Below are 26706 nucleotides of genomic sequence, written 5' to 3'. Positions count from 1 at the left end.
CGCAAGCCGCGGCTTACGACACAACTTTCACAAGATAGGACACTTTGTTGATCATGCCGCGCACCGACGGGGTGTCTTCCAGTTCGGACACCGAGTTGACACGACGCAGACCCAGACCGCGCACGGTAGCGCGGTGGTCCTGACGAGTACCGATCAGACCCTTGACCAGTTTGACTTTGATTGTGTTAGCCATCTCGATCACCTTAGCCCAGGATTTCTTCGACCGACTTGCCGCGCTTGGCAGCAATTTCAGCCGGAGTGTTCATCTTCGACAGACCGTCCAGGGTGGCACGGACCATGTTGTAGGGGTTGGTCGAACCAGTCGACTTGGCCACCACGTTGGTCACGCCCATCACCTCGAAGATCGCGCGCATCGGACCACCGGCGATGACGCCAGTACCGTCCTTGGCCGGCGAGATCATCACCGACGAAGCGCCGTGCTTGCCGATGACGGTGTGTTGCACGGTACCGTTCTTCAGGGTCACCTTGATCAGCTTGCGACGAGCTTCTTCCATCGCCTTCTGCACGGCAACGGGCACTTCCTTCGACTTGCCCTTGCCCATGCCGATACGGCCATCGCCGTCACCGACCACTGCCAGCGCTGCAAAACCCATGATGCGGCCGCCCTTCACCACCTTGGTGACGCGGTTGACCGCGATCATTTTTTCGCGCATGCCGTCATCTGGCTTGTCGCTTTGCGTTTTCGATTGCATTTTTGCCATGATCGATAATCCTTAGAACTTCAGGCCGGCTTCACGCGCAGCCTCAGCCAGCGCCTTGACGCGACCGTGATAACGGAAACCGGAGCGGTCGAATGCGACTTCAGTCACACCGGCCTTCAGAGCCTTCTCCGCCACGCGCTTGCCGATCAGGGCAGCAGCGGCAGCATTGCCGCCCTTGCCGGTCTGACCTGCCAGCTGGGCGCGGACTTCTGCTTCCAGGGTGGAAGCGGAAGCCAGCACGTTGGCGTCGGGGCCGATGACGCTGGCGTAGATGTGCGTGTTGGTACGGTGCACAGCCAGACGATTCACCTTCAGTTCTGCGATCTTGGCGCGAGTCTGAGTCGCACGGCGCAGGCGAGATTGTTTCTTGTCCATCGTCAACCCCTATTACTTCTTCTTGGTTTCTTTGAGCGTCACCACTTCGTCAGCGTAGCGCACACCCTTGCCCTTGTAGGGCTCGGGTTCGCGGTACGCGCGAATTTCAGCGGCGACCTGGCCAACCACCTGGCGATCGATACCCTTGATCAGGATTTCGGTCTGGGTCGGGGTCTCAACCTTGATGCCGGCGGGCATCTGGTGAACGATGGGGTGCGAGAAGCCCAGCGACAGGTTCAGCTTGTCGCCTTGTGCTTGTGCACGGAAACCCACGCCAACCAGGTTCAGCTTCTTTTCGAAGCCCTTGGTGACGCCGTTGACCATGTTGTTGACCAGAGCACGCAGGGTGCCCGACATCGCGTTGGCTTCGCGGCTGTCATCAGCCACTTCGAAGCTCAGCGAGCCATTGTTGTTGACCACCTTGACCTTCTTGGTCAGCGGTTGGGTCAAGGAGCCCAGCGGGCCCTTGACGGTGATTTGCTCTGCAGTGATGGTCGCTTCCGCGCCATTCGGCAGTGCAACAGGCATTTTACCTACACGAGACATCTTGCACTCCTTAGGCCACGTAGCAAATCACTTCGCCACCGACACCGGTTGCGCGTGCTTTGCGATCAGTCATCACGCCGCGCGGCGTGGACACGATTGCCACACCCAGGCCATTCATGACGTTGGGGATATCGTCCTTGCCCTTGTAGATGCGCAGACCCGGACGGGACACGCGCTCCAGGCGCTCGATGACCGGACGGCCAGCGTAATACTTCAAACCGATTTTCAATTCAGCCTTGCCATCAGCGGCAACTACGGCGAAATCTTCGATATAGCCCTCGTCCTTGAGGACGTTGGCAATGGCGACCTTCACTTTGGAAGACGGCATGACGACGGTAGTCTTGTTCACGCCTTGCGCATTGCGGATACGGGTCAGCATATCGGCGATAGGATCGCTCATACTCATTGCTTCTTCTCCTATTACCAGCTAGCTTTGGTCAAACCCGGGATTTCGCCGCGCATGGCGATTTCACGGACCTTGATACGGCCCAATCCGAACTTGCGGAAAGTACCACGGGGACGGCCAGTCAGCGCGCAACGGTTGCGCTGGCGGGTCGGAGCGGAGTTACGCGGCAGAGCCTGCAGCTTCAGGCGGGCTTCGTAACGCTCTTCTTCCGACTTCGATTGGTCGTCGATAATAGCCTTCAACTCGGCGCGCTTGGCAGCATACTTCTTCACCATTTCTGCGCGCTTCTGTTCACGGTTAATCAGTGCCAGTTTTGCCATGGCATCCTCAGTTTCTGAACGGGAATTTAAATGCGGCGAGAAGCGCCTTCGCTTCGTCGTCGGTCTTTGCAGTCGTGGTGATGCTGATGTTCATGCCACGCAGTGCATCGATCTTGTCGTACTCAATTTCGGGGAAGATGATCTGCTCTTTCACACCGATGTTGTAGTTGCCACGACCATCGAACGCACGACCGGACACGCCACGGAAGTCACGCACGCGCGGCAGGGCCACGGTGATCAGACGATCCAGGAATTCGTACATGCGGGCGCCACGCAGGGTCACCATGCAACCGATCGGGTAGCCTTCGCGGATCTTGAAACCTGCGATAGCCTTGCGAGCCTTGGTCACCACCGGCTTCTGGCCAGCGATCTTGGTCAGATCGCCAACGGCGTGCTCGATGATCTTCTTGTCCGCAACTGCTTCGGACAGACCCATATTCAGGGTGATCTTCAGGATGCGCGGAACTTCCATCACCGACTTGTACGAATACTTCGTAGTCAGATCGGCGACGACCTTATCTTTATAAAACTGTTGAAGACGTGCCATGATGTTTAAACCTTAACGACTTCGCCGTTGGACTTGTAAGCGCGGACCTTCTTGCCGTCCACTTCCTTGTAAGCCACACGATCTGCCTTGCCGGTCGCAGCGTTGAACAACGCGACGTTCGACACATGAATTGGCATCAGCTTATCGACGATGCCGCCAGTTGCACCCGTCATCGGGTTCGGACGGGTCGCCTTCTTTGCGACATTCACGCCTTCCACGATGACATAATCGGAGTCCACACGAGCAGTCACGACACCGCGCTTGCCCTTGTCTTTGCCGGTCAACACGATGACTTCATCGTTTTTACGAATCTTTGCCATGACTACTCCTTACAGAACTTCAGGCGCCAGGGAGACGATCTTCATGAAGCGCTCTGTACGCAGCTCACGAGTCACCGGCCCAAAGATACGGGTGCCGATGGGCTCCAGCTTGGCGTTCAGCAGGACGGCAGCATTACCATCGAACTTGACCAGCGAACCATCCTGACGACGCACGCCCTTGGCGGTGCGAACGACGACAGCGTTATAAATTTCACCCTTCTTGACGCGACCACGCGGTGCTGCGCTCTTGACAGTAACCTTGATCACATCGCCAATGCCCGCATAGCGGCGCTTGGAACCACCCAAGACCTTGATGCACAGAACTTCGCGCGCACCAGTGTTGTCGGCCACTTCGAGCCGGCTTTCAGTTTGAATCATGATATTTTCTTTCCCAACTTAATCCGCTTCGCAGGATGCGCTGGCGGTCAGTCTTGGTCCTGTTAGCAAGCGAACTCGCTAGTTAGGGGACGAATAGAGCTACTCTTGAGCCTCTCTTTGCAAACTTTACTTTGCAAAGAAAGAGCTCGATATTATGGCACCATAATATCGAGCACGCAAGTACTACCTTTGCTACTTAAACGATTTGTGCTTCCTGTACCACACGGGTCACAGTCCACGCCTTCGTCTTGGAGATCGGACGGCTTTCGGTGATTTCCACCACATCGCCGGCCTTCGCCGTGTTTTGCTCATCATGCGCGTGGTACTTCTTGGTGCGCTTGATGATCTTGCCGTACAGCGGGTGCTTCATTTGACGCTCGATTTCGACAGTGACGGTCTTATCCATCTTGTCCGACACAACTTTGCCAATCAGCGTGCGCTTGAGCGCTTGTTTCACTTGATCGTTCATTGTTGGCCATCCTTCGAGTTGATCACAGTTTTCACACGTGCGATGTCGCGACGTACCTTCTTCAGCTGTGCGGTATTGTTCAGTTGCTGGGTCGCAATTTGCATGCGCAGGCTGAACTGAGCTTTCAACAGCTCGCCCAGTTCCTTTTCCAGTCCTGCCTTGTCCTTACCGCGGAGTTCAGATGCTTTCATGTTCCGCTCCTAATTATTGACCGACTTGGCGAACAACGAAAGTCGTCGACAGCGGCAATTTGGCAGCAGCCAAACGGAACGCCTCGCGCGCCAGGGCTTCGTCCACACCGTCCATCTCGTACAGTACCTTACCCGGCTGGATTTCAGCCACGTAGTACTCCGGATTACCCTTGCCGTTACCCATACGCACTTCTGCGGGCTTCTGGGAAATTGGCTTGTCCGGGAAAACGCGGATCCAGATACGACCACCGCGCTTGATGTGACGGGTCATCGCACGACGAGCAGCTTCGATCTGACGGGCAGTGATACGGCCGCGGCCGGTTGCCTTCAGACCAAAATCGCCGAACGAGACGGCGGTTCCGCGGGTGTGCGAAATGCCGGTGTTACGACCTTTTTGTTCTTTACGATATTTTCTACGTGCTGGTTGCAGCATGATTATTCTCCTGCTTTCTCAGCCGATACACCGGCATCGGCAGCTTGAGGACGACCACCGCCACGCTTTGCACCGGCGCCAGGAGCACCAGTCTTGGAGCGGGGACGTGCACCCGGCTTGCCGTCGTCACGACGGGGACCACGACGCTTCTTGTCGTCTTCCAGTTCGCCGACCAGCACCGGCGATTCGCCGTTTGCCAGGCGATCGCCCTTGTAGACCCACACCTTCACACCGATGATGCCGTAGGTGGTTTCAGCTTCGCCGAAGCCATAGTCGATATCGGCACGCAGGGTGTGCAGAGGCACACGGCCTTCGCGGTACCATTCGGTACGTGCGATTTCGATGCCGTTCAGACGGCCCGACGACATGATCTTGATGCCTTGGGCGCCCAGACGCATGGCGTTCTGCATCGCACGCTTCATGGCGCGACGGAACATGATGCGCTTTTCCAGCTGCTGGCAGATCGAGTCAGCGATCAGCTGAGCATCGGCTTCCGGCTTGCGGATTTCTTCGATATTGACGTGCACGGGCACGCCCATCAGCTTGGCCAGTGCCGACTTCAGCACTTCGATGTCTTCGCCCTTCTTGCCAATCACAACGCCCGGACGGGAGCTGTAAATGGTGATGCGGGCGTTCTTGGCCGGACGCTCGATGACCACGCGGCCAACCGAAGCGTTCTTCAGCTTCTTCTTCAGGTAAGCGCGGACCTTCAGGTCCTCGTTGAGCATGTCGGCAAAGTTGTTGTTGCCTGCATACCAACGCGAGCCCCAGTTACGCGTAACCGCCAGACGGAAACCGGTTGGATGAATCTTCTGTCCCATCGTGACTCCTTAGTTTCCGACGGTCACGTAAATGTGACACGACTGCTTGGAAATACGATCACCACGGCCCTTAGCACGCGCCGTGAAGCGCTTGAGGACCGCACCCTTTTCCACATAAATGGTCTTGACTTTCAGCTCGTCAATGTCGGCACCATCGTTGTGTTCGGCGTTCGCGATAGCGGACTCCAGAACCTTCTTGATGATGACCGCGCCCTTCTTGGGGCTGAAGGCCAAGATATTCAGTGCCTGATCAACTTTTTTACCGCGGATCAGGTCTGCAACCAGGCGGCCTTTCTGGGCCGACAGGTGCACACCGCGCAGAGTAGCTTTAGTTTCCATCATAGGACCTTATTTCTTAGCCTTCTTATCGGCAGCGTGACCCTTGAAAGTACGGGTCAGCGCGAATTCGCCGAGCTTGTGACCAACCATGTTTTCCGACACATAGACCGGCACGTGTGCCTTGCCATTGTGCACGGCAATCGTCAGGCCGATGAAGTCCGGCATGATGGTCGAACGACGCGACCAGGTCTTGATCGGCTTCTTGTCCTTGGTAGCCTGGGCAGCCTCAACCTTTTTCACCAGGTGGGCGTCGCAGAAAGGACCTTTTTTCAATGAACGTGTCATGTTTTATCCTTTATTTCTTGCCGCGACGCGAGACAATCATCGAAGTCGTACGCTTGTTGCTACGAGTCTTCTTGCCCTTGGTCTGCTGGCCCCACGGGGAAACCGGGTGACGGCCAGCGGCGGTCTTGCCTTCACCACCACCGTGCGGGTGATCCACCGGGTTCATGACAACGCCACGAACGGTCGGACGCACACCGCGCCAACGGGTTGCACCGGCCTTACCGATCTTGCGCAGGTTGTGCTCGCCGTTACCGACTTCACCGATGGTGGCGCGGCATTCGATGTGAACGCGACGCACTTCACCGGAACGCAGACGAACCTGAGCGTAGGTGCCTTCGCGTGCCATCAGCACGACAGCGGCGCCAGCGGTACGGGCGATTTGCGCGCCCTTGCCCGGCAGCATTTCCACGCAGTGGATGGTGGTACCGACGGGGATGTTGCGGATCGGCAGAGTGTTGCCCGACTTGATCGGAGCTTCAGAACCGCTGATCAGCTGATCGCCAACCGACACGCCCTTGGGAGCGATGATGTACTTGCGCTCGCCGTCCGCGTAGCACAGCAGTGCGATGTGCGCGGTACGGTTCGGGTCGTATTCGATACGCTCAACCTTGGCAGGAATACCATCCTTGTTGCGACGGAAGTCGACAACACGGTAGTGCTGCTTGTGACCACCGCCGATGTGGCGGGTGGTGATGTGGCCGTTGTTGTTACGGCCGGCGGTCTTGGACTTCTTTTCGACCAGCGATGCCAGCGGACGGCCCTTGTACAGGTCGGGATTGACGACCTTGACCATGCCGCGCCGACCGGGCGAGGTCGGCTTCACTTTTACGAGTGCCATTATTTAGCCTCCTCGGTGAAGTTGATTTCTTGACCCGGCTTCAGGCTGACGAAAGCACGGCGGGTGTGGTTGCGGCGGCCCATACCGTTGCGCGAGCGCTTCTGCTTGCCCTGACGGTTGGCGACTTGCACCGATTCCACTTCCACCTTGAACAGCAGTTCGACGGCGGCCTTGACTTCCAGCTTGGTAGCGTCCTTGGCGACCAGGAAGACGACTTGCTCGTTCTTCTCGGCGACAAAGGTTGCCTTTTCGGAGATCACCGGTGCCAGCAGCACCTTCATCAGGCGCTCTTCGCTATGTTTCACGATTGCGTTCATGCCAGCAACTCCTCAATCTTTGCCAGAGCCGGCTTGGTGATCAAGACATTCTTGAAGTACACCAGCGACACGGGATCAGCTTGACGCGGCTCGACCACCAGCACGCCCGGCAGGTTGCGCGAGGCCAGCAGCAGCTTTTCGTCCAGGCTGTCGGTAATAACCAGCACCGATTCCATGCCCATGCCCTTCAACTTCTGGGCCAGCAGCTTGGTCTTCGGGGCTTCGACGGCGAACTCTTCGACGACCGACAGGCGGCCTTCACGAGCCAACTGGGACAGGATCGAGCAGACACCTGCGCGATACATCTTCTTGTTGACCTTGTGGGTGAAGTTTTCGTCAGGCGAGTTCGGGAAGATACGGCCACCACCGCGCCACAGAGGCGACGAGGACATACCGGCACGTGCACGGCCAGTACCCTTTTGACGCCAGGGCTTCTTGGTGGTGTGGCTGACTTCTTCACGATCCTTTTGCTTGCGATTGCCGCTACGCGCGTTGGCTTGGTAGGCAACCACGACCTGGTGGATCAGGGCTTCGTTGTAGTCACGACCGAAAATGGTATCCGGTGCGGCGACGTTCGAAGCAGCTTGACCTTGGTCATTCAGGAGCTTCAGTTCCATTATTAAGCCCCCTTCTTCGCTTTGACTTTGACTGCCGGCGAAACGATCACTTGACCGTTCTTGGCGCCAGGAACGGCACCCTTCACCAGCAGCAACTGACGCTCTGCGTCCACACGGGCGATTTCCAGGTTCTGGACGGTGGTCTTGACATCACCCAGATGACCGGTCATGCGCTTGCCGGGGAACACGCGGCCCGGATCCTGCGCCATACCGATGGAGCCAGGAACGTTGTGCGAGCGGGAGTTACCGTGGGTCGCGCGACCCGACGAGAAGTTGTAACGCTTGATGGTACCGGCGTAGCCCTTACCGATCGACACGCCTTGCACGTCGACTTTCTGGCCAGCTTCAAACATGCCGATGCCAACGACGTCGCCAGCCTTCAGTTCGGCAGCCTTGGAAGCGTCAACACGGAATTCTTTGAGGACAGTACCTGCCTCGACGCCAGCTTTGGCGAAGTGGCCGGCGGCGGCTTTCACCACGCGCGAAGCGCGGCGTTGACCGAAGGTCACCTGAACAGCGGAATAACCATCCACTTCAGGCGTTTTGATTTGAGTCACGCGGTTGTTGGACACGTCCAGCACGGTCACAGGGATCGAATCCCCATCTTCCGTGAAGATGCGCATCATACCAACCTTGCGACCAACAAGGCCCAGGCTCATTGTTTTCTCCATTCCCGCCTGCGATTGGGCGGGGCTGATGTTCGTACTACCATAAATTATGGGCTTTGCAAACGCAAAATCCACATCGAAGCCGAGCATTATAGCCCGTAAAACAAAAGCGCACAACCGAGGTTGTGCGCTTTTCCAACACTATGCCAGCTGATTACTGCAGCTTGATTTCAACATCAACGCCAGCGGGCAGGTCCAGCTTCATCAATGCGTCAACCGTCTTGTCGGTCGGATCGACGATATCCATCAGGCGCTGATGGGTACGGATTTCGAACTGATCGCGGGAGGTCTTGTTGACGTGCGGCGAACGCAGAACGTCGAAGCGCTGGATGCGGGTCGGCAGGGGAACCGGGCCCTTGACGACAGCGCCGGTACGCTTGGCGGTGTCAACGATTTCCAGTGCGGACTGGTCGATCAGACGATAGTCGAAAGCTTTCAGACGGATACGGATTTTTTGGCTAGGAACCGACATGATTTTCCTTTAAAGAACGAACCGGGGATGGGGATCATCCCCGGCGATGTTAAAAATGCGACTAGTGTTACTGGGGTACTGCTACTGCTGATCCGACGATCAGTCGAAGATCTTGGCAACCACGCCGGCGCCGACGGTACGGCCGCCTTCACGGATAGCGAAGCGCAGACCTTCTTCCATGGCGATCGGGTTGATCAGTTGCACGGTGATCGACACGTTGTCGCCCGGCATGACCATTTCCTTGTCCTTCGGCAGTTCGATCGCACCGGTCACGTCAGTGGTACGGAAGTAGAACTGCGGACGGTAGTTGTTGAAGAACGGGGTGTGACGGCCGCCTTCATCCTTCGACAGAACATAGATCTCGCCGGTGAAGTGCTTGTGCGGCTTGATCGAACCCGGCTTGGCCAGAACCTGGCCACGCTGCACGTCTTCACGCTTGGTGCCGCGCAGCAGCACGCCAACGTTGTCGCCAGCTTGACCCTGGTCCAGCAGCTTGCGGAACATTTCCACGCCGGTGCAGGTGGTCTTCTGGGTGTCAGCGATACCGACGATTTCGATTTCTTCGCCGACCTTGATGATGCCGCGCTCAACGCGACCGGTCACCACGGTGCCACGGCCGGAGATCGAGAACACGTCTTCCACCGGCATCAGGAAGGTACCGTCAACGGCACGTTCCGGGGTCGGGATGTAGGTGTCCAGGGCTTCGGCCAGGGCCATGATGGCTTGCTCGCCCAGGGGACCGGTGTCGCCTTCCAGCGCCAGCTTGGCCGAACCCTTCACGATGGGCAGGTCGTCGCCAGGGAACTCGTACTTCGACAGCAGTTCGCGGACTTCCATTTCCACCAGTTCCAGCAGTTCAGCGTCGTCCACCATGTCAGCCTTGTTCAGGAAGACGATGATGTAAGGCACGCCAACCTGACGCGACAGCAGGATGTGTTCGCGTGTCTGGGGCATCGGGCCGTCAGCGGCCGAGCACACCAGGATCGCGCCGTCCATCTGGGCTGCGCCGGTGATCATGTTCTTCACATAGTCGGCGTGGCCTGGGCAGTCAACGTGCGCGTAGTGGCGGTTTGCGGTTTCGTATTCGACGTGCGCGGTGTTGATGGTGATGCCGCGTGCCTTTTCTTCCGGCGCTGCGTCGATCTGGTCGTAGGCCTTCGCTTCGCCGCCGAACTTCTTCGACAGAACGGTTGCGATTGCAGCGGTCAGGGTGGTCTTGCCGTGGTCAACGTGACCGATGGTGCCGACGTTCACGTGCGGCTTGGTCCGTTCAAACTTGCCTTTTGCCATTTTAAATTTCCTTCAAAAGAACGATATGTTCGATGTTCAATATTCAATGTAAGGCTGGTGATCCAGCCAGCGATCCCCTCCACTCGGAAGGGATCGCCATTCCTGCAACTTACTTGGCCTTGGAAGTGACGATTGCGTCGATCACGTTCTTGGGCGCTTCGGAGTAGTGCTTGAATTCCATCGAGTAGGTTGCACGGCCTTGGGTAGCCGAACGCAGCGTGGTCGAGTAACCAAACATTTCCGACAGGGGCACTTCCGCCTTGATGATCTTGCCACCACCGCCGGCGATTTCATCCATGCCCTGGACCATGCCACGGCGGGAGGACAGGTCGCCCATCACGGTACCGGCGTAATCTTCCGGGGTTTCCACTTCGACAGCCATCATCGGTTCCAGGATGACGGGGCTGGCGCGGCGGCAACCTTCCTTGAAGGCCATCGAACCGGCCATGCGGAAGGCGTTTTCGTTCGAGTCCACATCGTGGTACGAACCGAAGAACAGGGTGACCTTGACGTCAACGACAGGGTAACCCGCCAGCACGCCGGTGTTCAGGGTTTCACGCACGCCCTTTTCAACGGCCGGGATGAATTCGCGAGGAACGGTACCGCCCTTGATCGCGTCGACGAACTCGAAGCCCTTGCCGGCTTCTTGCGGCTCGATCTTCAGGACGACGTGACCGTACTGACCACGGCCACCCGACTGCTTGACGAACTTGCCTTCGGATTCTTCGCAGGTCTTGCGGATGGTTTCGCGGTAAGCCACTTGCGGCTTGCCAACGGTGGCTTCCACGTTGAATTCACGCTTCATGCGGTCAACGATGATGTCCAGGTGCAGCTCGCCCATACCGGCGATGATGGTCTGGCCCGATTCTTCGTCGGTACGCACGCGGAACGACGGATCTTCAGCAGCCAGGCGGTTCAGGGCCAGGCCCATCTTTTCCTGGTCGGCCTTGGTCTTGGGTTCCACAGCCTGCGAGATCACCGGCTCGGGGAAGACCATGCGCTCCAGCACGACCATTGCCTTGTCGTCACACAGGGTGTCACCGGTGGTGGTGTCCTTCAGGCCCACGACGGCGGCGATGTCACCGGCCATCATTTCCTTGATTTCTTCACGCTGGTTGGCGTGCATCTGAACGATACGGCCGATACGCTCCTTCTTCGACTTCACCGAGTTCAGCACGGTGTCGCCCGAGTTCAGGGTACCGGAGTAGCAGCGGATGAAGCACAGCTGGCCAACGAACGGGTCGGTAGCGATCTTGAAGGCCAGGGCGGAGAACTTCTCGTCGTCCTTGGCTTCGCGCACGACCGGCTCGTCGTCTTCGTTCAGGCCCGGAACCGGGGGAATGTCCACCGGCGACGGCAGGTATTCAACGACGCCGTCCAGCATCGCTTGCACGCCCTTGTTCTTGAAGGCGGTGCCGCACATCATCGGGACGATTTCGCCGGAGATGGTGCGTTGACGGATCGCGCCCTTGATTTCGGCTTCGGTCAGGTCGCCTTCTTCCAGGTACTTGTTCATCAGGTCTTCCGATGCTTCAGCAGCGGTTTCGACCAGGTTTTCACGCCACTTCTGCGCGTCAGCCTTCAGGTGCTCGGGGATGTCGCGGTAGTCGAACTTCATGCCCTGGGAAGCGTCGTCCCAGTAGATCGCACGCATCTTGACCAGGTCGATCACGCCTTCGAAGTTTTCTTCGGCGCCGATAGGCACTTGCATCGGGATCGGGTTGGCCTTCAGGCGAGCACGCATCTGCTCGTAGACCTTGAAGAAGTTGGCACCGGTACGGTCCATCTTGTTGACGAAGGCCAGACGCGGGACCTTGTACTTGTTGGCCTGACGCCACACGGTTTCCGACTGCGGCTGCACGCCGCCCACTGCACAGTAGACCATGCAGGCGCCGTCGAGCACGCGCATCGAACGTTCCACTTCGATGGTGAAGTCAACGTGACCCGGGGTATCGATGATGTTGATGTGGTGGGCCGGGAAGTTGTTCGCCATGCCCTTCCAGTAACAGGTGGTCGCTGCGGACGTGATGGTGATGCCGCGCTCTTGTTCCTGTTCCATCCAGTCCATGGTGGCGGCGCCGTCGTGCACTTCACCGATCTTGTGGTTCACACCGGTGTAGAACAGCACGCGCTCGGTCGTGGTGGTCTTGCCAGCATCGATGTGCGCGGAGATACCGATGTTGCGGTAGCGCTCAATGGGGGTCTTGCGAGCCATGATTTATTCCTAAGTCTTTAATGCACGAAACCGAGCGTCATTTTTTTCAAATAAACGCTCGGCTCGAACCAATTTAGATGCAGGCCTGGAAACACCCGGATAGGGTACGTCCCGGCCCAGTCTTGATTAGAAGCGGAAGTGCGAGAACGCCTTGTTCGCTTCTGCCATACGGTGCACTTCATCACGACGCTTCATGGCGCCGCCACGGCCTTCGGCGGCTTCCATCAGTTCACCACCCAGGCGCTGCGGCATCGACTTTTCGCTGCGCTTGTTGGCGGCTTCACGCAGCCAGCGCATCGACAGGGCCATACGGCGCACCGGACGCACTTCAACGGGCACCTGGTAGTTGGCGCCACCGACGCGGCGGGACTTCACTTCCACCATCGGCTTGCAGTTGTTCAGGGCTGCAGAGAACACTTCCAGCGGGTCCTTGCCCGACTTGGTCTGGATGTAGTCGAAGGCACCGTAGATGATGTTTTCAGCGACGGACTTCTTGCCCGACAGCATCAGCACGTTCACAAACTTGGCGACTTCAACGTTGCCGAACTTCGGATCCGGCAGAATTTCCCGCTTGGGGACTTCACGACGACGTGGCATTTCGATTCCTTTCAATCTTCAGTTGAGTGGGCGAACCCTGCTTCAACTTCGCCTGCACTCGCGGAGAGCCATCATGGCTTCCACTTACTCGGCCCAACCTGGACCGACTCTGAGTCTGTTCACACGACGCGCGAAAGCGTCATGATAAACACCAATTATTACTTCTTCGCTGCCTTGGCGCGCTTGGCACCGTACTTCGAGCGAGCTTGCTTACGATCCTTGACGCCCTGGGTATCCAGTGCACCGCGAACCATGTGGTAACGCACACCCGGCAAGTCCTTCACACGGCCGCCGCGGATCAGCACGACGCTGTGTTCTTGCAGGTTGTGGCCTTCACCGCCGATGTACGAAATGACTTCGAAACCGTTGGTCAGACGCACCTTGGCCACCTTACGCAGCGCCGAGTTCGGCTTCTTCGGGGTGGTGGTGTACACGCGGGTGCAGACACCGCGCTTTTGCGGGCTGTTTTCCAGCGCCGGCGACTTGCTCTTCACGATCGCGCGGACACGTGGTTTGCTAATCAGTTGATTGATGGTTGGCATCGTTTTAATCCAACAAAGTACAACATTGAAAACAGGTTCCGGAATCGGTTGCCCGGAACCACACAGGAAACTCTTGTGCGCAAGACAATGCGCAAATCGGATTTAAGACCGGAAGGGAAGGTAGCGTCGCAGAAGCGATGTTTCAGACCAAAGAACGCATAAGCCCGGGAGAGCCTAAATTCGAGAACTCGCGAGTGTACGCCGGAATGTCTAGCGGGTCAACCCGAAGCGGGCTCCGGTGCCGATTTGACGCGGTTTATGGCCATTTCGCCACGGTTTACGGGTGGCGAAATGGCAATGTTTCCCGTTATGCAAGAGTTGTGTGCGGCTCTTCCATTGCCCGCGTGGCAAAATCAGCCGCGCGGCAGCGCCTCGACCATGTTGCGCCACTGCATCGTCTCGGGCTGGCCGCGGTCGCGGCGCGAGAAGAAGTTGACGATCTGCTTGCCCTGGGCGTCATAGAACTCCACCGAGGTGATCATGCCGTGATCGGTCGGACGACGCACCACCCAGCCGTGATCCACCGCCTTGGCGCGCAGATGCAGGTTGAAATCCGGATCGAGGACGTTGTACCAGTCCCCCGCCACGGCTGTCTTGCCGATCAGGCCGCTATAGATCTGCGTCATGCCGCCATTGCTGACGAACACCATGATGGGCTGCTGGCGTTGCCTGGCGTCTTCCAGCAGCGCCTGGGCCGCCTGCGGAGCGATGCGCCAGGCGGAGTCGGGACCAATGAGCTGCAGTGCCTGTTCGCGGGTCAGCTTGAGCTCGCGCAGCAGGCGCGGGAATTGGTGCACGTCGGTCAACTCATGCCAGGACTGGCGCAGTTCGCGGATCGCCTCGGCACTGGGTGGCGCAGCCGGCTGGGTAGTCGCCGTCACCGGGCCGGGCTCGATGTTCAAGGCCGCCTGTTGATCGGGCAGCCTGAAGTCCGCTATCAGGCGATCGAATTGGGCCACGTGCTGCTCATTGTCCAGATAGACCTTGTGCACGGCATCACCCTGGCGGTCGAAGAACTGCAGGCTGCGGCTGGTCTTGCCATCCCGGCCCGCTTGCACCACCGCAAAGGCGCTGCCCCATTTGGCCGTGGCAAAACGCAGATCAATGGGGCCGCCCGCGAAGCCGGTCCCGGGGATCACCCTGCCCTGCTCATCCCGTTTGACGGGCGTGACTTCGCCGCTGCGCTCGAGCACGGCATCTTCATTGCGCGTAATGGCCTTGATGCGGCCCAGCTCCGGCAGACGCTCGAACAGGGCCTCGATATCGGCCGGGTCCCCCTTGAGGCGCACGGCATTGCGGCCGACCTGGGTGGCCAGCAAGGCCGATTCTTTGACACCGAGTTCACGTGCGGCATCTCGGGTATGAAGTTTTGGCTGCGAACGCTGCAGCTCTGCCCAGCGTTCGGACAAGGAGGGCTGAGTTGCGCAGCCGGCAGCGGCCAAGGTCGCGGCCAGCAACACGGCCAGGGAGGTACGGCGCAATGCGGGGCGGGCGATGATGTGCTTGCTCATGGAATTCCTTCAGGATGAATGAGAGATGGATGGGTCCGGCGACTCAGTAGGCGATCTTCAGGCTGACGTTGAAGCTGCGCCCCGGCTCGGTATAGGCATCCTTGTTGACCGCGCTGTCGGCCAGCGACAAGCCGCGGATGTCGGTCCAGCTCCAGTACTTGCGGTCGAACAGGTTGCGGATGCCGGCGGTGACGGTCATGTTGCGGGTGAGGTGATAGCCACCCGAGAGATCCATCACGAAGAAGGAGGGCGAGACGAAGTTGGTGGCGGTCGGAATGTCTTCCTTCTTCTTGGCCGCGTTGTAGACCAGGTCGCTCTGCACGAACCACTGCTGGGCACGCTCATAGCGCAGGCCCGCCACCACCGACAGCGGGGCCACGGATTCCAGTCCCTGCTCGACGCCATTGGTGGTCGTGGTTCCCTTGGTCCAGGCGAACCCGCCCTTGACGGTGAAGCCATTGTCGAGCGCGTAATCGATCCGCCCTTCCAGCCCGTGGATCTCGGCCTTGGCCGCATTGCGGTACTGGAAGATGGTCGGGTTGGCCGCCGTGAGGTTGCCGCCCACCGTCACGAGGTCGATGAAGTTGCGGTAATTGCCCTTGTATGCCGCCGCACTGTAGCGCAACGCTCCGGGCCCGGCCGCCAGCTTGCCGCGCAGGCCGACTTCGACCGTGTTGCTGGTTTCGGGCTTGAGGTCAGGATTGGAGATCTGGCGATAGACGGTATTGTTGAAGAAGGAATTGATCTCCTGCGGCGAGGGCGAACGGAAGCCGCGCGCATATTGGATGTAGGGGATGAAAGCCGGCGTGACTTCATAGAGGAACGCCAGGCGCGGCGAGAAGGCGCTGTCGCGGCTGCTCACTGCCGGCTGCCCGTTGGCGATGGCCTGGGCGTCGTATTTTGCGCTGGCCTTGGGCTTGAGTTCATAGCTGTCCAGGCGCAGGCCGGCGATGGTGGTCAGCGCGCCGGTGCGCATCTCATCTTGCACATAGGCACCGAGCTGGGTGCTCTCGGTCTTGGGGAAGTACTGGCAATACTGCGTGCCGGTGCAACTGGTCCAGCCGGTGCCGTCGGCGCTGGTCTGCAAGGTGGACAGGCTCAGGTCCAGCCCATAGACCAGCTTGTGCCGCCAGCGATCGGAGCCGAAGTTGCTCTCGGCCAGCAGGCTGCCGCTGATCATCTGGTCGCTATAGGAAACCGCACGGAAACGCGGCCGCACGATCGTCGCCGTGCTGGTGCCGGCTTCATTGGTGAGCTGGTCGGTGTCGGCACTGCGATAAGTGAGGCTGGCCTTGAATTTCTGTATCCACGGCTGATCCGCATCGTTGCGTTCGTAGGCCAGCGTGACGCGCTGGCCGGTGGACTTGCTGCTGGTGCTGTAGGCGGTCACACCATTGCCGATCGCAGAGAGGCTGTCCCCGCTCTCTCGCTCTTCGGTAGCCTGCAGGGTGAGCTTGAAGGTGTCGATGCCATTGGGCTTGAAGACCAGTTTTCCCAGGGCCGAGCGATTGGTAGTGCTCATCGGGTCGGGCGTGGTGCGGGCGCTGCCGCGCACGTCGTTGGTCCCCTTGTTGTCGCTTTCGTTGCCGTGGCGCGCATTGAGGATCAGCATTCCCTGCCATTGCTGGCCGCCCCAGGCCGCGCTGGCGGTCGCGCCAAAGCTCTTGTCGACCGAGTCGTAGGAAGGCTTGAAGGAGAAATAGCTGGACTTGCCATAAACGTCCAGCAAGTCGGAAGGGTCCTTGGTGATGAAGTTGACCGCGCCGGTGAGCCCATCGCTGCCGTAGAGCGAAGACGCAGGCCCGCGCAGCACTTCGATGCGGCGATACAGTTCGGTGTCCGTAGTCGCACCCCGCCCCACGCTGGCCACGCCTTGGCTGAAAGCGCGCGGCATGACGATGCCATCCTCCAGCATCAGCACGCGATTGCCATCGAGGCCACGAATGGTGATGCCCTCATTGCCGCCACGCCCGGTGGTGGCCGTCGCCCCCGTGATGCCGGACATGCGATACACCGAGCGCCGCACCTCCACCCCCGGCTCGTAGCGCAAGGCATCCTTGATGTCCTTGGCGTTGTGCTCCTCGATCTCGTCGGAGGTGATGACGGAGACAGTGGCGGCCGCGTGATCGAGGTCACTGCTGCCGGAACGATTGGCCGTGACCACCACGTCCTGCAGCTTCTTGCCGCTGGCTTGCGCCAAGGTGATGGATTCACTCGCCGACGCGCGAGCGGGATCGTTTTGGGTATTGGCATCGGCCGATTGCGCAAAGGCACTCGCACACAGCCACTGCTGCAGCGCCAGGAACACGGCCGCTGCACACTTCGATTTGCTTGGAAACACTGGTAACCACCCCTTGGTCTGGTTCGGTTACTAGCGCTGGCTGGCTACCTCTTGGATAAAAACGGCCTGTGGAAACAGGTCGTCATCGATATGAAGATTGATTCCACGCGACGGGAATAAGATGAGAATCATTATTATTTGGAGATGATAAAAGATTCACTCATCCTTGGCAATGCCGCAAGCAGCAAGGCCTACCGCCAGTAGGGACAAACAGGGATATGAAGGCCGTGATGCCCCGGCAAACACCCCCCATGAACGAAAAAACGGCACCGGAATTGCTTCCGGTGCCGTTCTTTCTTGCAGCTTGTTGTTTTGCCGGGGTGGCCGGTCCAGCTGGCCACCCCTTGATGCCTTGCCGGCGATGCTTACGCTTCGCCTTCGCCGCCACCGATGGATTCGGTTGAGGAGACTTCCTCGTCGGCGAAGTCGGAACGGGAGGCACGTTCGGCTTCGAGCAGTGCTGCGCGCTCTTCGGCTTCCCATGCATCCTTTTCCTTGCGGGCGCGGTGGAAGGCCAGGCCAGTACCGGCCGGGATCAGGCGGCCGACGATGACGTTTTCCTTCAGACCGCGCAGGCCGTCCTTCTTGCCCATGATCGCCGCTTCGGTCAGCACGCGGGTGGTTTCCTGGAACGATGCGGCCGAGATGAAGGAGTCGGTCGACAGCGATGCCTTGGTAATACCCAGCAGCACGTTTTCGTAGGTCGCCGGGATCTTGCCTTCGGCGGTCACGCGGTCGTTCTCGTCCAGCAGTTCGGAGCGCTCGACCTGCTCACCGGTGATGTAGTTGGTGTCGCCCGGCTCCACCACTTGCACGCGGCGCAGCATCTGGCGCACGATCACTTCGATGTGCTTGTCGTTGATCTTCACGCCCTGCAGACGGTAGACGTCCTGCACTTCGTCCACGATGTAGCGGGCCAGCGCTTCGATACCCAGCAGGCGCAGGATGTCCTGCGGATCGGCCGGACCGTCGACGATCATTTCGCCCTTGTTCACCACCTGGCCGTCGTGCACCAGCACTTGCTTGTCCTTGGTGATCAGGAACTCGTGCTTGGTGCCTTCCATGTCGGTGATTTCCAGACGCTGCTTGCCCTTGGTTTCCTTGCCGAAGGCAACGGTACCAGTGACTTCGGCCAGCATGCCGGCATCCTTCGGCGAACGGGCTTCGAACAGCTCGGCCACGCGCGGCAGACCACCGGTAATGTCACGGGTCTTCTGCGATTCGGTCGGGATACGGGCCAGCACTTCACCCACATGCACTTGCTGGCCGTCCTTGACGGTGATCAGCGCGCCGACCTGGAAGCCGATGGTCACCGAGTGTTCGGTGCCGGCGATCTTCACTTCTTCGCCTTGTTCGTTCAGCAGTTTCACCTGCGGACGCATGACCTTCGAGGAAGGACCACGGCGCTTCGCATCGATGACCACCAGGGTCGACAGACCGGTGACTTCGTCGATCTGCTTGGCCACGGTGGAGCCCTCTTCCACGTTTTCGAACTTCACGGTACCGGAGTACTCGGTGATGATCGGACGGGTCAGCGGATCCCAGGTTGCCAGGGCGGTACCGGCCTTGATGGTCAGGCCATCCTTGACGATCAGGGTGGCGCCGTACGGCACTTTGTGACGCTCGCGCTCACGGCCCAGGTCGTCGGTGATCAGCACTTCGCCGGAACGGGAAATGACGATCTGTTCGCCCTTGCCATTGGTCACGTAACGCATCGTTGCGGTGAAGCGCACGGTGCCGTTGGACTTGGCTTCCACCGAGGAGGCCACCGCTGCACGCGATGCCGCACCACCGATGTGGAAGGTACGCATGGTCAGCTGGGTACCCGGCTCACCGATGGACTGCGCAGCCACCACACCGACGGCTTCGCCGGAGTTCACCAGCAGGCCACGGCCCAGGTCGCGGCCATAGCACTTTGCGCACAGGCCATAGCGGGTGTCGCAGGTCAGCGGAGTACGCACCTTCACTTCGTCGATACCCATGCGTTCGATCTCTTCGACCTTGTCTTCGTCCAACAGGGTGCCAGCTTCGAACAGGGTGGCTTGATCTTCCGGGTTGACGATGTCGGTCGCAGCCACACGGCCGAGGATACGGTCGCGCAGGGCTTCGATGACTTCACCGCCTTCAACCAGCGCCTTCATGGCCGAACCGTTGGAGGTGCCGCAATCGTCTTCGATCACGACCAGATCCTGGGTCACGTCCACCAGACGACGGGTCAGGTAACCGGAGTTTGCGGTCTTCAGCGCGGTGTCGGCCAGACCCTTACGGGCGCCGTGCGTCGAGATGAAGTACTGCAACACGTTCAGGCCTTCGCGGAAGTTCGCGGTAATCGGCGTCTCGATGATGGAGCCGTCAGGCTTGGCCATCAGGCCGCGCATACCGGCCAGCTGGCGAATCTGGGCCGCCGAACCACGGGCGCCGGAGTCGGCCATCATGTAAATCGCGTTGAACGATTCCTGAGTGGTCTTCTTGCCTTCGCGGGTGATGACGTCTTCCACCTTCAGCTGGTCCATCATGGCCTTGCCGACTTCGTCACCGGCCTTGCCCCAGATGTCCACGACCTTGTTGTAACGCTCGCCTGCGGTCACCAGACCGGAGGAGTATTGCTGTTCGATCTGCTTGACTTCCGATTCGGCAGCCGCGATCAGGGTGGCCTTTTGCGGCGGCACCAGCATGTCGTCCACGCAGATGGAGATACCGGCGCGGGTCGCCAGGCGGAAGCCCGACTGCATCAGCTGGTCGGCAAACACGACGGTGGCACGCAGACCGCACTTGCGGAAGGACGTGTTGATCAGCTTGGAGATTTCCTTCTTCTTCAGCGCGCGGTTCAGCACCGAGAACGGCAGGCCCTTGGGCAGGATCTCGGAGAGGATGGCGCGGCCGATGGTGGTCTCGTAGCGCTTGACGGTACGCACGAATTCGCCGGTGACCGGATCCTTCGGGTGTTCCACGATACGCACCGTGATACGGGTAGCCAGCTCGACTTCCTTGTTGTCGTAAGCGCGGATGACTTCGGACACGTCCTGGAACATCATGCCTTCGTTCTTGCCGTTGATGGCTTCACGGGTGGCATAGTACAGACCCAGCACGATATCCTGGGACGGCACGATCGACGGTTCGCCGTTGGACGGGAACAGGATGTTGTTGGAGGCCAGCATCAGGGTGCGGGCTTCCATCTGTGCTTCGATCGACAGCGGCACGTGGACAGCCATCTGGTCGCCGTCGAAGTCGGCGTTGAACGCCGCGCAAACCAGCGGGTGCAGCTGGATCGCCTTGCCTTCGATCAGGACCGGCTCGAACGCCTGGATGCCCAGACGGTGCAGGGTCGGCGCACGGTTCAGCATGACCGGGTGTTCGCGGATGACTTCTTCCAGGATGTCCCAGACCACCGGCTCTTGCGCTTCCACCAGCTTCTTGGCGGCCTTGATGGTGGTCGACAGACCCATCAGTTCCAGCTTGTTGAAGATGAAGGGCTTGAACAGTTCCAGGGCCATCAGCTTGGGCAGGCCGCACTGGTGCAGCTTCAGCTGCGGGCCCACCACGATGACCGAACGGCCGGAGTAGTCCACGCGCTTGCCCAGCAAGTTCTGACGGAAACGGCCGCCCTTGCCCTTGATCATTTCGGCCAGCGACTTCAGCGGGCGCTTGTTGGCACCGGTCATGGCCTTGCCGCGACGGCCGTTGTCCAGCAGCGAGTCCACTGCTTCCTGCAGCATGCGCTTTTCGTTGCGCGTGATGATTTCTGGAGCACGCAGCTCCATCAGGCGCTTCAGGCGGTTGTTACGGTTGATGACGCGGCGGTACAGGTCGTTCAGGTCGGAGGTCGCGAAGCGGCCGCCATCCAGCGGCACCAGCGGACGCAGTTCCGGCGGCAGCACGGGCAGCACTTCCATGATCATCCAGTCGGGCTTGATGCCCGAGCGCTGGAACGCCTCCAGCACCTTCAGGCGCTTGGCGTACTTCTTGATCTTGGCTTCGGACTTGGAGTCCTTCAGTTCCTGGCGCAGGGTTTCCGCTTCGCGGTCGATGTCGATCGAGCGCAGCAGTTCGCGGATACCTTCGGCGCCCATGAAGGCGATGAAGTCGTCGCCGTACTCTTCGTACTTGGCGGCGTAGTCGTCTTCGGACATGATCTGGCACTTCTTCAGCGGGGTCATGCCAGGATCGGTCACGACGTAGGCTTCGAAGTACAGCACGCGCTCGATGTCGCGCAGGGTCATGTCCAGCACCATGCCCAGACGGGACGGCAGCGACTTCAGGAACCAGATGTGGGCAGTCGGGGAAGCCAGCTCGATGTGGCCCATGCGCTCACGGCGCACCTTGGCCAGAGTCACTTCCACGCCGCACTTCTCGCAGATCACGCCACGGTGCTTCAGGCGCTTGTACTTGCCGCACAGGCACTCGTAGTCCTTGATGGGGCCAAAGATCTTGGCGCAGAACAGGCCGTCGCGCTCAGGCTTGAAGGTACGGTAGTTGATGGTTTCCGGCTTCTTGACTTCGCCGAAGGACCACGAGCGGATCTTGTCAGGCGAAGCCAGACCGATCTTGATCGCGTCGAATTGTTCGTTTTGCTGGACTTGCTTGAATAGATCGAGCAGTGCTTTCATGTATCACTCCAGGTTGGCGTGAGAAACTAAATTTACGTGTGGCCGGTTCACCCTGCTTAACCCTGTTCGCATCGGCGGGAGAGCCAGCGAAGCCTCTGCTTCGTGGTGCCGCTCGATACCGGGACAGACCTCCCCAGCTTACTGCCGTACTTCGCTTGAATCTCTTGATTCTCTTGATTCGTTCACATCGCCCGTGGAGCGATGCGTCACTACTGAATTCTTGAATTCTTGTTTTGCCGGAAAAACCGGCGGGGTGCGCAGCCTGCGCCGCGCACCCCTTTACATCATTCGCGTTCCAGGTCGATGTCGATACCCAGGGAGCGGATTTCCTTGACCAGCACGTTGAAGGATTCCGGCATGCCGGCATCGATCACGTGATCGCCCTTGACCAGGTTCTCGTACACCTTGGTACGGCCGTTCACGTCGTCGGACTTCACCGTCAGCATTTCCTGCAGGACGTAGGAGGCACCGTAAGCTTCCAGTGCCCACACTTCCATTTCGCCGAAACGCTGGCCGCCGAACTGCGCCTTGCCGCCCAGCGGCTGCTGGGTCACCAGCGAGTACGGGCCGGTGGAACGAGCGTGCATCTTGTCGTCGACCAGGTGGTGCAGCTTCAGGTAGTGCATGTAGCCAACGGTCACGGTGCGCTCGAAAGCTTCGCCGGTACGGCCGTCATACATGGTGACCTGGTTCTTGGACGGGGTCATGCCCAGCTGCTTGGCGATCGGGTCCGGATAGGCCAGATCGAGCATGCGGCGGGTTTCTTCTTCATGCGCACCGTCGAACACCGGGGTCGCGAAGGGCACGCCCTTCTTCAGGTTGGTCACCAGCTCGATGATTTCCTCATCGCTGAAGGTATCCAGTTCTTCCTTCTTGCCCGATTCGTTGTAGATGGTGGTCAGGAACTTGCGCAGTTCCGCGACCTTGGCTTGCGCCTGCACCATCTCGCCCAGACGCAGGCCGAGACCCTTGGCCGCCCAGCCCAGGTGAACTTCCAGCACCTGGCCGACGTTCATACGGGACGGAACACCCAGCGGGTTCAGCACGATGTCGGCGGGGGTACCGTCGGCCATGTGCGGCATGTCTTCGATCGGCAGGATACGCGAGACCACACCCTTGTTACCGTGACGGCCGGCCATCTTGTCGCCAGGCTGCAGACGACGCTTCACGGCCAGGTAGACCTTGACCATTTTCTGCACGCCAGGAGGCAGTTCGTCGCCCTGCGTCAGCTTCTTGCGCTTCTCTTCGAAGGCCAGGTCGAACTGGTGACGCTTCTCGGCGATGGATTCCTTGATGGCTTCCAGCGCGTTGGCGATGTCGTCATCGGCCGGGCGGATGTCGAACCAGTGGAACTTGTCCAGGTCGTCCAGGTAAGCCTTGTCCAGCTTGGTGCCCTTGACCAGCTTCTTGGGGCCGCCGTTGGCGACCTTGCCGATCAGCAGACGCTCCAGACGCTGGAAGGCATCGCCTTCCACGATACGCAGCTGGTCGTTCAGGTCCAGGCGATAGCGCTTGAGTTCATCATCGATGATCTGCTGGGCGCGCTTGTCACGCTGGATGCCTTCGCGGGTGAACACTTGCACGTCGATGACGGTGCCGACCATGCCCGAGGGCACGCGCAGCGAGGTGTCCTTCACATCAGAAGCCTTCTCGCCGAAGATCGCGCGCAGCAGCTTCTCTTCCGGAGTCAGCTGGGTCTCGCCCTTCGGGGTGACCTTGCCGACCAGGGTGTCGCCGGCTTCGACTTCGGCGCCGATGTAGACGATACCCGACTCATCCAGGCGGGCCAGTTGGTTCTCGGCCAGGTTGGAGATGTCGCGGGTGATTTCTTCTGCACCCAGCTTGGTGTCACGTGCAACGACCGACAGTTCCTCGATGTGGATCGAGGTGTAGCGGTCATCAGCCACGACCTTCTCGGAGATCAGGATCGAGTCTTCGAAGTTGTAGCCGTTCCAGGGCATGAACGCCACCAGCATGTTCTGGCCCAGGGCCAGCTCGCCCATGTCGGTGGAGGCACCGTCGGCGATCACGTCATGCTTGGCCACGCGGTCACCGATCTTGACGATCGGGCGCTGGTTGATGTTGGTGTTCTGGTTGGAACGGGTGTACTTGATCAGGTTGTAGATGTCCACACCGACTTCGCCAGCTTGCGCTTCTTCGTCGTTGACGCGGATCACCACACGGCCTGCATCGACGTAGTCCACCACGCCGCCACGCAGGGCTTGCACGGTGGTACCCGAGTCGACTGCCACGGTACGCTCGATGCCGGTGCCGACCAGCGGCTTTTCCGGACGCAGGCAAGGCACGGCCTGGCGCTGCATGTTGGCGCCCATCAGTGCACGGTTCGCGTCATCGTGTTCCAGGAACGGAATCAGCGAGGCTGCCACCGACACCACCTGGCCCGGGGCCACGTCCATGTACTGCACGCGTTCCGGCGAGACCAGGATGGTTTCGCCAGCTTCACGGGCCGACACCAGTTCGTCGGACAGCTTGCCTTCGCCGTCGATGGTCGCGTTCGCCTGGGCGATCACGTAACGACCTTCTTCGATGGCCGACAGGTAGTCGATCTGGTTGGTGACCTTGCTGCCCTCGACCTTGCGGTACGGGGTTTCCAGGAAACCGTATTCGTTCAGGCGGGCATACAGCGCCAGCGAGTTGATCAGGCCGATGTTCGGGCCTTCAGGCGTTTCGATCGGGCAGACGCGGCCGTAGTGGGTCGGGTGCACGTCGCGCACTTCGAAGCCGGCACGTTCGCGGGTCAGACCGCCAGGGCCCAGGGCGGAAACGCGGCGCTTGTGCGTGATTTCCGACAGCGGGTTGGTCTGGTCCATGAACTGCGACAGCTGGGACGAACCGAAGAACTCACGGATGGCAGCCGAGATCGGCTTGGAGTTGATCAGGTCGTGCGGCATCAGGTTGTCCGCCTCGGCTTGGCCCAGGCGTTCCTTGACAGCGCGCTCCACGCGCACCAGGCCGGCGCGGAACTGGTTTTCGGCCAGTTCGCCCACGCAACGCACGCGACGGTTGCCCAGGTGGTCGATGTCATCGACTTCGCCACGGCCGTTACGCAGTTCGACCAGGATCTTGATGACGGCCAGGATGTCGTCATTGGACAGGGTCATCGGACCGGTCAGCTCGTCGCGGCTGACGCGACGGTTGAACTTCATGCGGCCCACGGCCGACAGGTCGTAACGGTCTTCGCTGTAGAACAGGCCGTTGAACAAGGCTTCCACGGACTCTTCGGTCGGCGGTTCGCCAGGACGCATCATGCGGTAGATCGCCACGCGTGCAGCGGTCTGGTCAGCGGTGTCGTCGGTACGCAGGGTCTGCGAGATGTAGCCGCCCTGGTCCAGGTCGTTGGTGTACAGGGTCTGGATGGCCGAGATGTTGGCTTCGCGCAGCTTGGCCAGCAGTTCTTCGGTCAGCTCGTCGTTGGCGCTGGCCACGACTTCACCGGTCTCCGGATCGACGATGTTCTTGGCCAGCACGCGGCCCAGCAGGTAGTCCTCAGGCACGGAGATGTGCTTGATGCCGGCGGCTTCGATGTCACGCACGTGCTTGGCGTTGATGCGCTTGTCCTTGGCGACCATCACCTTGCCCGACTTGTCGGTGATGTCGAAACGTGCGACTTCACCGCGCAGGCGCTCGGAGACGAACTCCATGTCCGCGCCTTCGGCGTGCAGGTTGAAGTTGTCGAAGACGAAGAAGTTCGCCAGGATCTGCTCGGAGGTCATCCCGATGGCCTTGAGCAGGATCGTCACCGGCATCTTGCGGCGGCGGTCGACGCGGAAGAACAGGATGTCCTTCGGGTCGAATTCGAAGTCCAGCCAGGAGCCACGGTAAGGAATGATGCGGGCCGAGAACAGCAGCTTGCCCGACGAGTGCGTCTTGCCGCGGTCGTGTTCGAAGAACACGCCCGGGGAGCGGTGCAGCTGGGACACGATCACGCGCTCGGTGCCGTTGATGACGAAGGAACCGGTGGTGGTCATCAGGGGCAGTTCGCCCATGTAGACTTCCTGTTCCTTCATTTCCTTGACGACCGGCTTGGTCGGCGATTCCTTGTCCAGGATCACCAGGCGCACCTTGGCACGCAGCGGGGACGCGAAGGTCAGGCCACGTTGTTGGCACTCTTTGACGTCAAACGGCGGAGCGCCCAGCACATACGACAGGAATTCGAGGCGCGCAAAGCCATTGTGCGACACGATGGGGAAAATCGAGGTGAAAGCCGATTGCAGGCCTTCATTCTTGCGTTCCGATGCGGCACGTTCGGGTTGCAGGAAATTCTGATACGACTCGATCTGAGTCGCGAGCAGGAACGGAACGTTGTGGACGTTTGCGCGTTTCGCGAAGGATTTGCGAATGCGCTTCTTCTCAGTAAATGAGTAGTGCATGGACACTCCGTGAGTGACAGGAAGGATAGAGAATTCAAGATTCGATCAGACCGCGCGACTTGCCGGCAAAGCAGTCCGGGCCATCGGCACTCAAATCTTCAAATGTCTACCCTAGTTTTTTGCTGAGATCGCGCTTAATATTCCCGAC

General features: G+C 59.7%; 28 protein-coding genes. All 28 read right to left on the bottom strand.

Features of this window, described 5'->3' with window-relative positions:
* Positions 1-13: 13 nt before the first annotated feature.
* Positions 14-193 (bottom strand): 50S ribosomal protein L30, encoded by a 180-nt coding sequence (gene rpmD / locus ACWFUC_RS05760; RefSeq protein ID WP_006464916.1) that lies wholly within the window; start codon positions 191-193, stop codon positions 14-16.
* Between the two features lie 10 nt (positions 194-203).
* Positions 204-722, bottom strand: a complete 519-nt coding sequence (gene rpsE / locus ACWFUC_RS05755; protein ID WP_006464917.1) for a 30S ribosomal protein S5 — start codon at positions 720-722, stop codon at positions 204-206.
* A gap of 12 nt (positions 723-734) precedes the next feature.
* On the bottom strand, positions 735-1097 hold the full coding sequence (gene rplR / locus ACWFUC_RS05750; protein ID WP_008334143.1) for a 50S ribosomal protein L18: 363 nt from the start codon (positions 1095-1097) through the stop codon (positions 735-737).
* 12 nt (positions 1098-1109) lie between these two features.
* On the bottom strand, positions 1110-1643 hold the full coding sequence (rplF, locus tag ACWFUC_RS05745) for a 50S ribosomal protein L6 (RefSeq protein WP_008334141.1): 534 nt from the start codon (positions 1641-1643) through the stop codon (positions 1110-1112).
* Positions 1644-1653: 10 nt separating this feature from the next.
* Positions 1654-2049, bottom strand: a complete 396-nt coding sequence (gene rpsH / locus ACWFUC_RS05740) for a 30S ribosomal protein S8 (protein ID WP_006464920.1) — start codon at positions 2047-2049, stop codon at positions 1654-1656.
* Between the two features lie 14 nt (positions 2050-2063).
* Positions 2064-2369 carry a 30S ribosomal protein S14 gene (rpsN, locus tag ACWFUC_RS05735; protein WP_008334139.1) on the bottom strand — a complete coding sequence of 102 codons (306 nt, stop codon included), beginning with the start codon at positions 2367-2369 and terminating at the stop codon, positions 2064-2066.
* A gap of 7 nt (positions 2370-2376) precedes the next feature.
* The gene (gene rplE, locus ACWFUC_RS05730) at positions 2377-2916 is read right to left on the bottom strand and encodes a 50S ribosomal protein L5 (RefSeq protein WP_006464922.1); all 540 of its coding nucleotides are present in this window, start codon (positions 2914-2916) and stop codon (positions 2377-2379) included.
* Positions 2917-2921: 5 nt separating this feature from the next.
* Positions 2922-3236, bottom strand: a complete 315-nt coding sequence (gene rplX, locus ACWFUC_RS05725) for a 50S ribosomal protein L24 (RefSeq protein WP_489624356.1) — start codon at positions 3234-3236, stop codon at positions 2922-2924.
* 9 nt (positions 3237-3245) lie between these two features.
* The gene (gene rplN, locus ACWFUC_RS05720) at positions 3246-3614 is read right to left on the bottom strand and encodes a 50S ribosomal protein L14 (RefSeq protein ID WP_006464924.1); all 369 of its coding nucleotides are present in this window, start codon (positions 3612-3614) and stop codon (positions 3246-3248) included.
* A gap of 196 nt (positions 3615-3810) precedes the next feature.
* The gene (rpsQ, locus tag ACWFUC_RS05715) at positions 3811-4083 is read right to left on the bottom strand and encodes a 30S ribosomal protein S17 (RefSeq protein ID WP_034333526.1); all 273 of its coding nucleotides are present in this window, start codon (positions 4081-4083) and stop codon (positions 3811-3813) included.
* Positions 4080-4274, bottom strand: coding sequence for a 50S ribosomal protein L29 (gene rpmC / locus ACWFUC_RS05710; protein WP_006464926.1), 195 nt, complete (start codon positions 4272-4274; stop codon positions 4080-4082). Before rpmC ends, rpsQ begins: the two co-directional genes overlap by 4 nt.
* Before the next feature lie 13 nt (positions 4275-4287).
* Entirely contained in the window at positions 4288-4707 is a 420-nt protein-coding gene (gene rplP / locus ACWFUC_RS05705; RefSeq protein WP_008334136.1) for a 50S ribosomal protein L16, read from the bottom strand.
* Between the two features lie 2 nt (positions 4708-4709).
* A complete protein-coding gene (gene rpsC, locus ACWFUC_RS05700) occupies positions 4710-5528 on the bottom strand; it encodes a 30S ribosomal protein S3 (RefSeq protein ID WP_008334135.1) in 819 nt (272 codons plus the stop codon).
* Between the two features lie 9 nt (positions 5529-5537).
* Positions 5538-5870: a 50S ribosomal protein L22 gene (gene rplV / locus ACWFUC_RS05695; protein WP_008334132.1), complete on the bottom strand. Its 333-nt coding sequence runs from the start codon at positions 5868-5870 to the stop codon at positions 5538-5540.
* Positions 5871-5876: 6 nt separating this feature from the next.
* Entirely contained in the window at positions 5877-6152 is a 276-nt protein-coding gene (gene rpsS / locus ACWFUC_RS05690) for a 30S ribosomal protein S19 (protein WP_006464930.1), read from the bottom strand.
* Between the two features lie 10 nt (positions 6153-6162).
* Positions 6163-6990 carry a 50S ribosomal protein L2 gene (gene rplB, locus ACWFUC_RS05685; RefSeq protein ID WP_006464931.1) on the bottom strand — a complete coding sequence of 276 codons (828 nt, stop codon included), beginning with the start codon at positions 6988-6990 and terminating at the stop codon, positions 6163-6165.
* Positions 6990-7307 carry a 50S ribosomal protein L23 gene (rplW, locus tag ACWFUC_RS05680; protein ID WP_006464932.1) on the bottom strand — a complete coding sequence of 106 codons (318 nt, stop codon included), beginning with the start codon at positions 7305-7307 and terminating at the stop codon, positions 6990-6992. Before rplW ends, rplB begins: the two co-directional genes overlap by 1 nt.
* Entirely contained in the window at positions 7304-7924 is a 621-nt protein-coding gene (rplD, locus tag ACWFUC_RS05675) for a 50S ribosomal protein L4 (RefSeq protein ID WP_006464933.1), read from the bottom strand. Before rplD ends, rplW begins: the two co-directional genes overlap by 4 nt.
* Before the next feature lie 2 nt (positions 7925-7926).
* The gene (gene rplC, locus ACWFUC_RS05670; RefSeq protein ID WP_013232185.1) at positions 7927-8595 is read right to left on the bottom strand and encodes a 50S ribosomal protein L3; all 669 of its coding nucleotides are present in this window, start codon (positions 8593-8595) and stop codon (positions 7927-7929) included.
* A gap of 151 nt (positions 8596-8746) precedes the next feature.
* Positions 8747-9064, bottom strand: a complete 318-nt coding sequence (gene rpsJ / locus ACWFUC_RS05665; protein ID WP_006464935.1) for a 30S ribosomal protein S10 — start codon at positions 9062-9064, stop codon at positions 8747-8749.
* 99 nt (positions 9065-9163) lie between these two features.
* The gene (gene tuf / locus ACWFUC_RS05660; protein ID WP_008334097.1) at positions 9164-10354 is read right to left on the bottom strand and encodes an elongation factor Tu; all 1191 of its coding nucleotides are present in this window, start codon (positions 10352-10354) and stop codon (positions 9164-9166) included.
* A 109-nt stretch (positions 10355-10463) separates the two neighbouring features.
* A complete protein-coding gene (gene fusA, locus ACWFUC_RS05655; protein WP_013232184.1) occupies positions 10464-12569 on the bottom strand; it encodes an elongation factor G in 2106 nt (701 codons plus the stop codon).
* Positions 12570-12695: 126 nt separating this feature from the next.
* Entirely contained in the window at positions 12696-13166 is a 471-nt protein-coding gene (gene rpsG, locus ACWFUC_RS05650; protein ID WP_006465489.1) for a 30S ribosomal protein S7, read from the bottom strand.
* Positions 13167-13324: 158 nt separating this feature from the next.
* Positions 13325-13708 carry a 30S ribosomal protein S12 gene (gene rpsL / locus ACWFUC_RS05645; RefSeq protein WP_006465490.1) on the bottom strand — a complete coding sequence of 128 codons (384 nt, stop codon included), beginning with the start codon at positions 13706-13708 and terminating at the stop codon, positions 13325-13327.
* 353 nt (positions 13709-14061) lie between these two features.
* Entirely contained in the window at positions 14062-15219 is a 1158-nt protein-coding gene (locus ACWFUC_RS05640) for a hemin-degrading factor (RefSeq protein ID WP_489624355.1), read from the bottom strand.
* 43 nt (positions 15220-15262) lie between these two features.
* Positions 15263-17560, bottom strand: a complete 2298-nt coding sequence (locus tag ACWFUC_RS05635) for a TonB-dependent hemoglobin/transferrin/lactoferrin family receptor (protein WP_489624354.1) — start codon at positions 17558-17560, stop codon at positions 15263-15265.
* A 365-nt stretch (positions 17561-17925) separates the two neighbouring features.
* Positions 17926-22167 (bottom strand): DNA-directed RNA polymerase subunit beta', encoded by a 4242-nt coding sequence (rpoC, locus tag ACWFUC_RS05630; protein WP_039790487.1) that lies wholly within the window; start codon positions 22165-22167, stop codon positions 17926-17928.
* Between the two features lie 284 nt (positions 22168-22451).
* Entirely contained in the window at positions 22452-26558 is a 4107-nt protein-coding gene (rpoB, locus tag ACWFUC_RS05625) for a DNA-directed RNA polymerase subunit beta (protein ID WP_034333534.1), read from the bottom strand.
* Positions 26559-26706: the final 148 nt, after the last annotated feature.

The sequence above is a fragment of the Herbaspirillum sp. Her4 genome (assembly GCF_057961335.1).
This window is presented reverse-complemented; position numbering and strand designations above follow the sequence as displayed.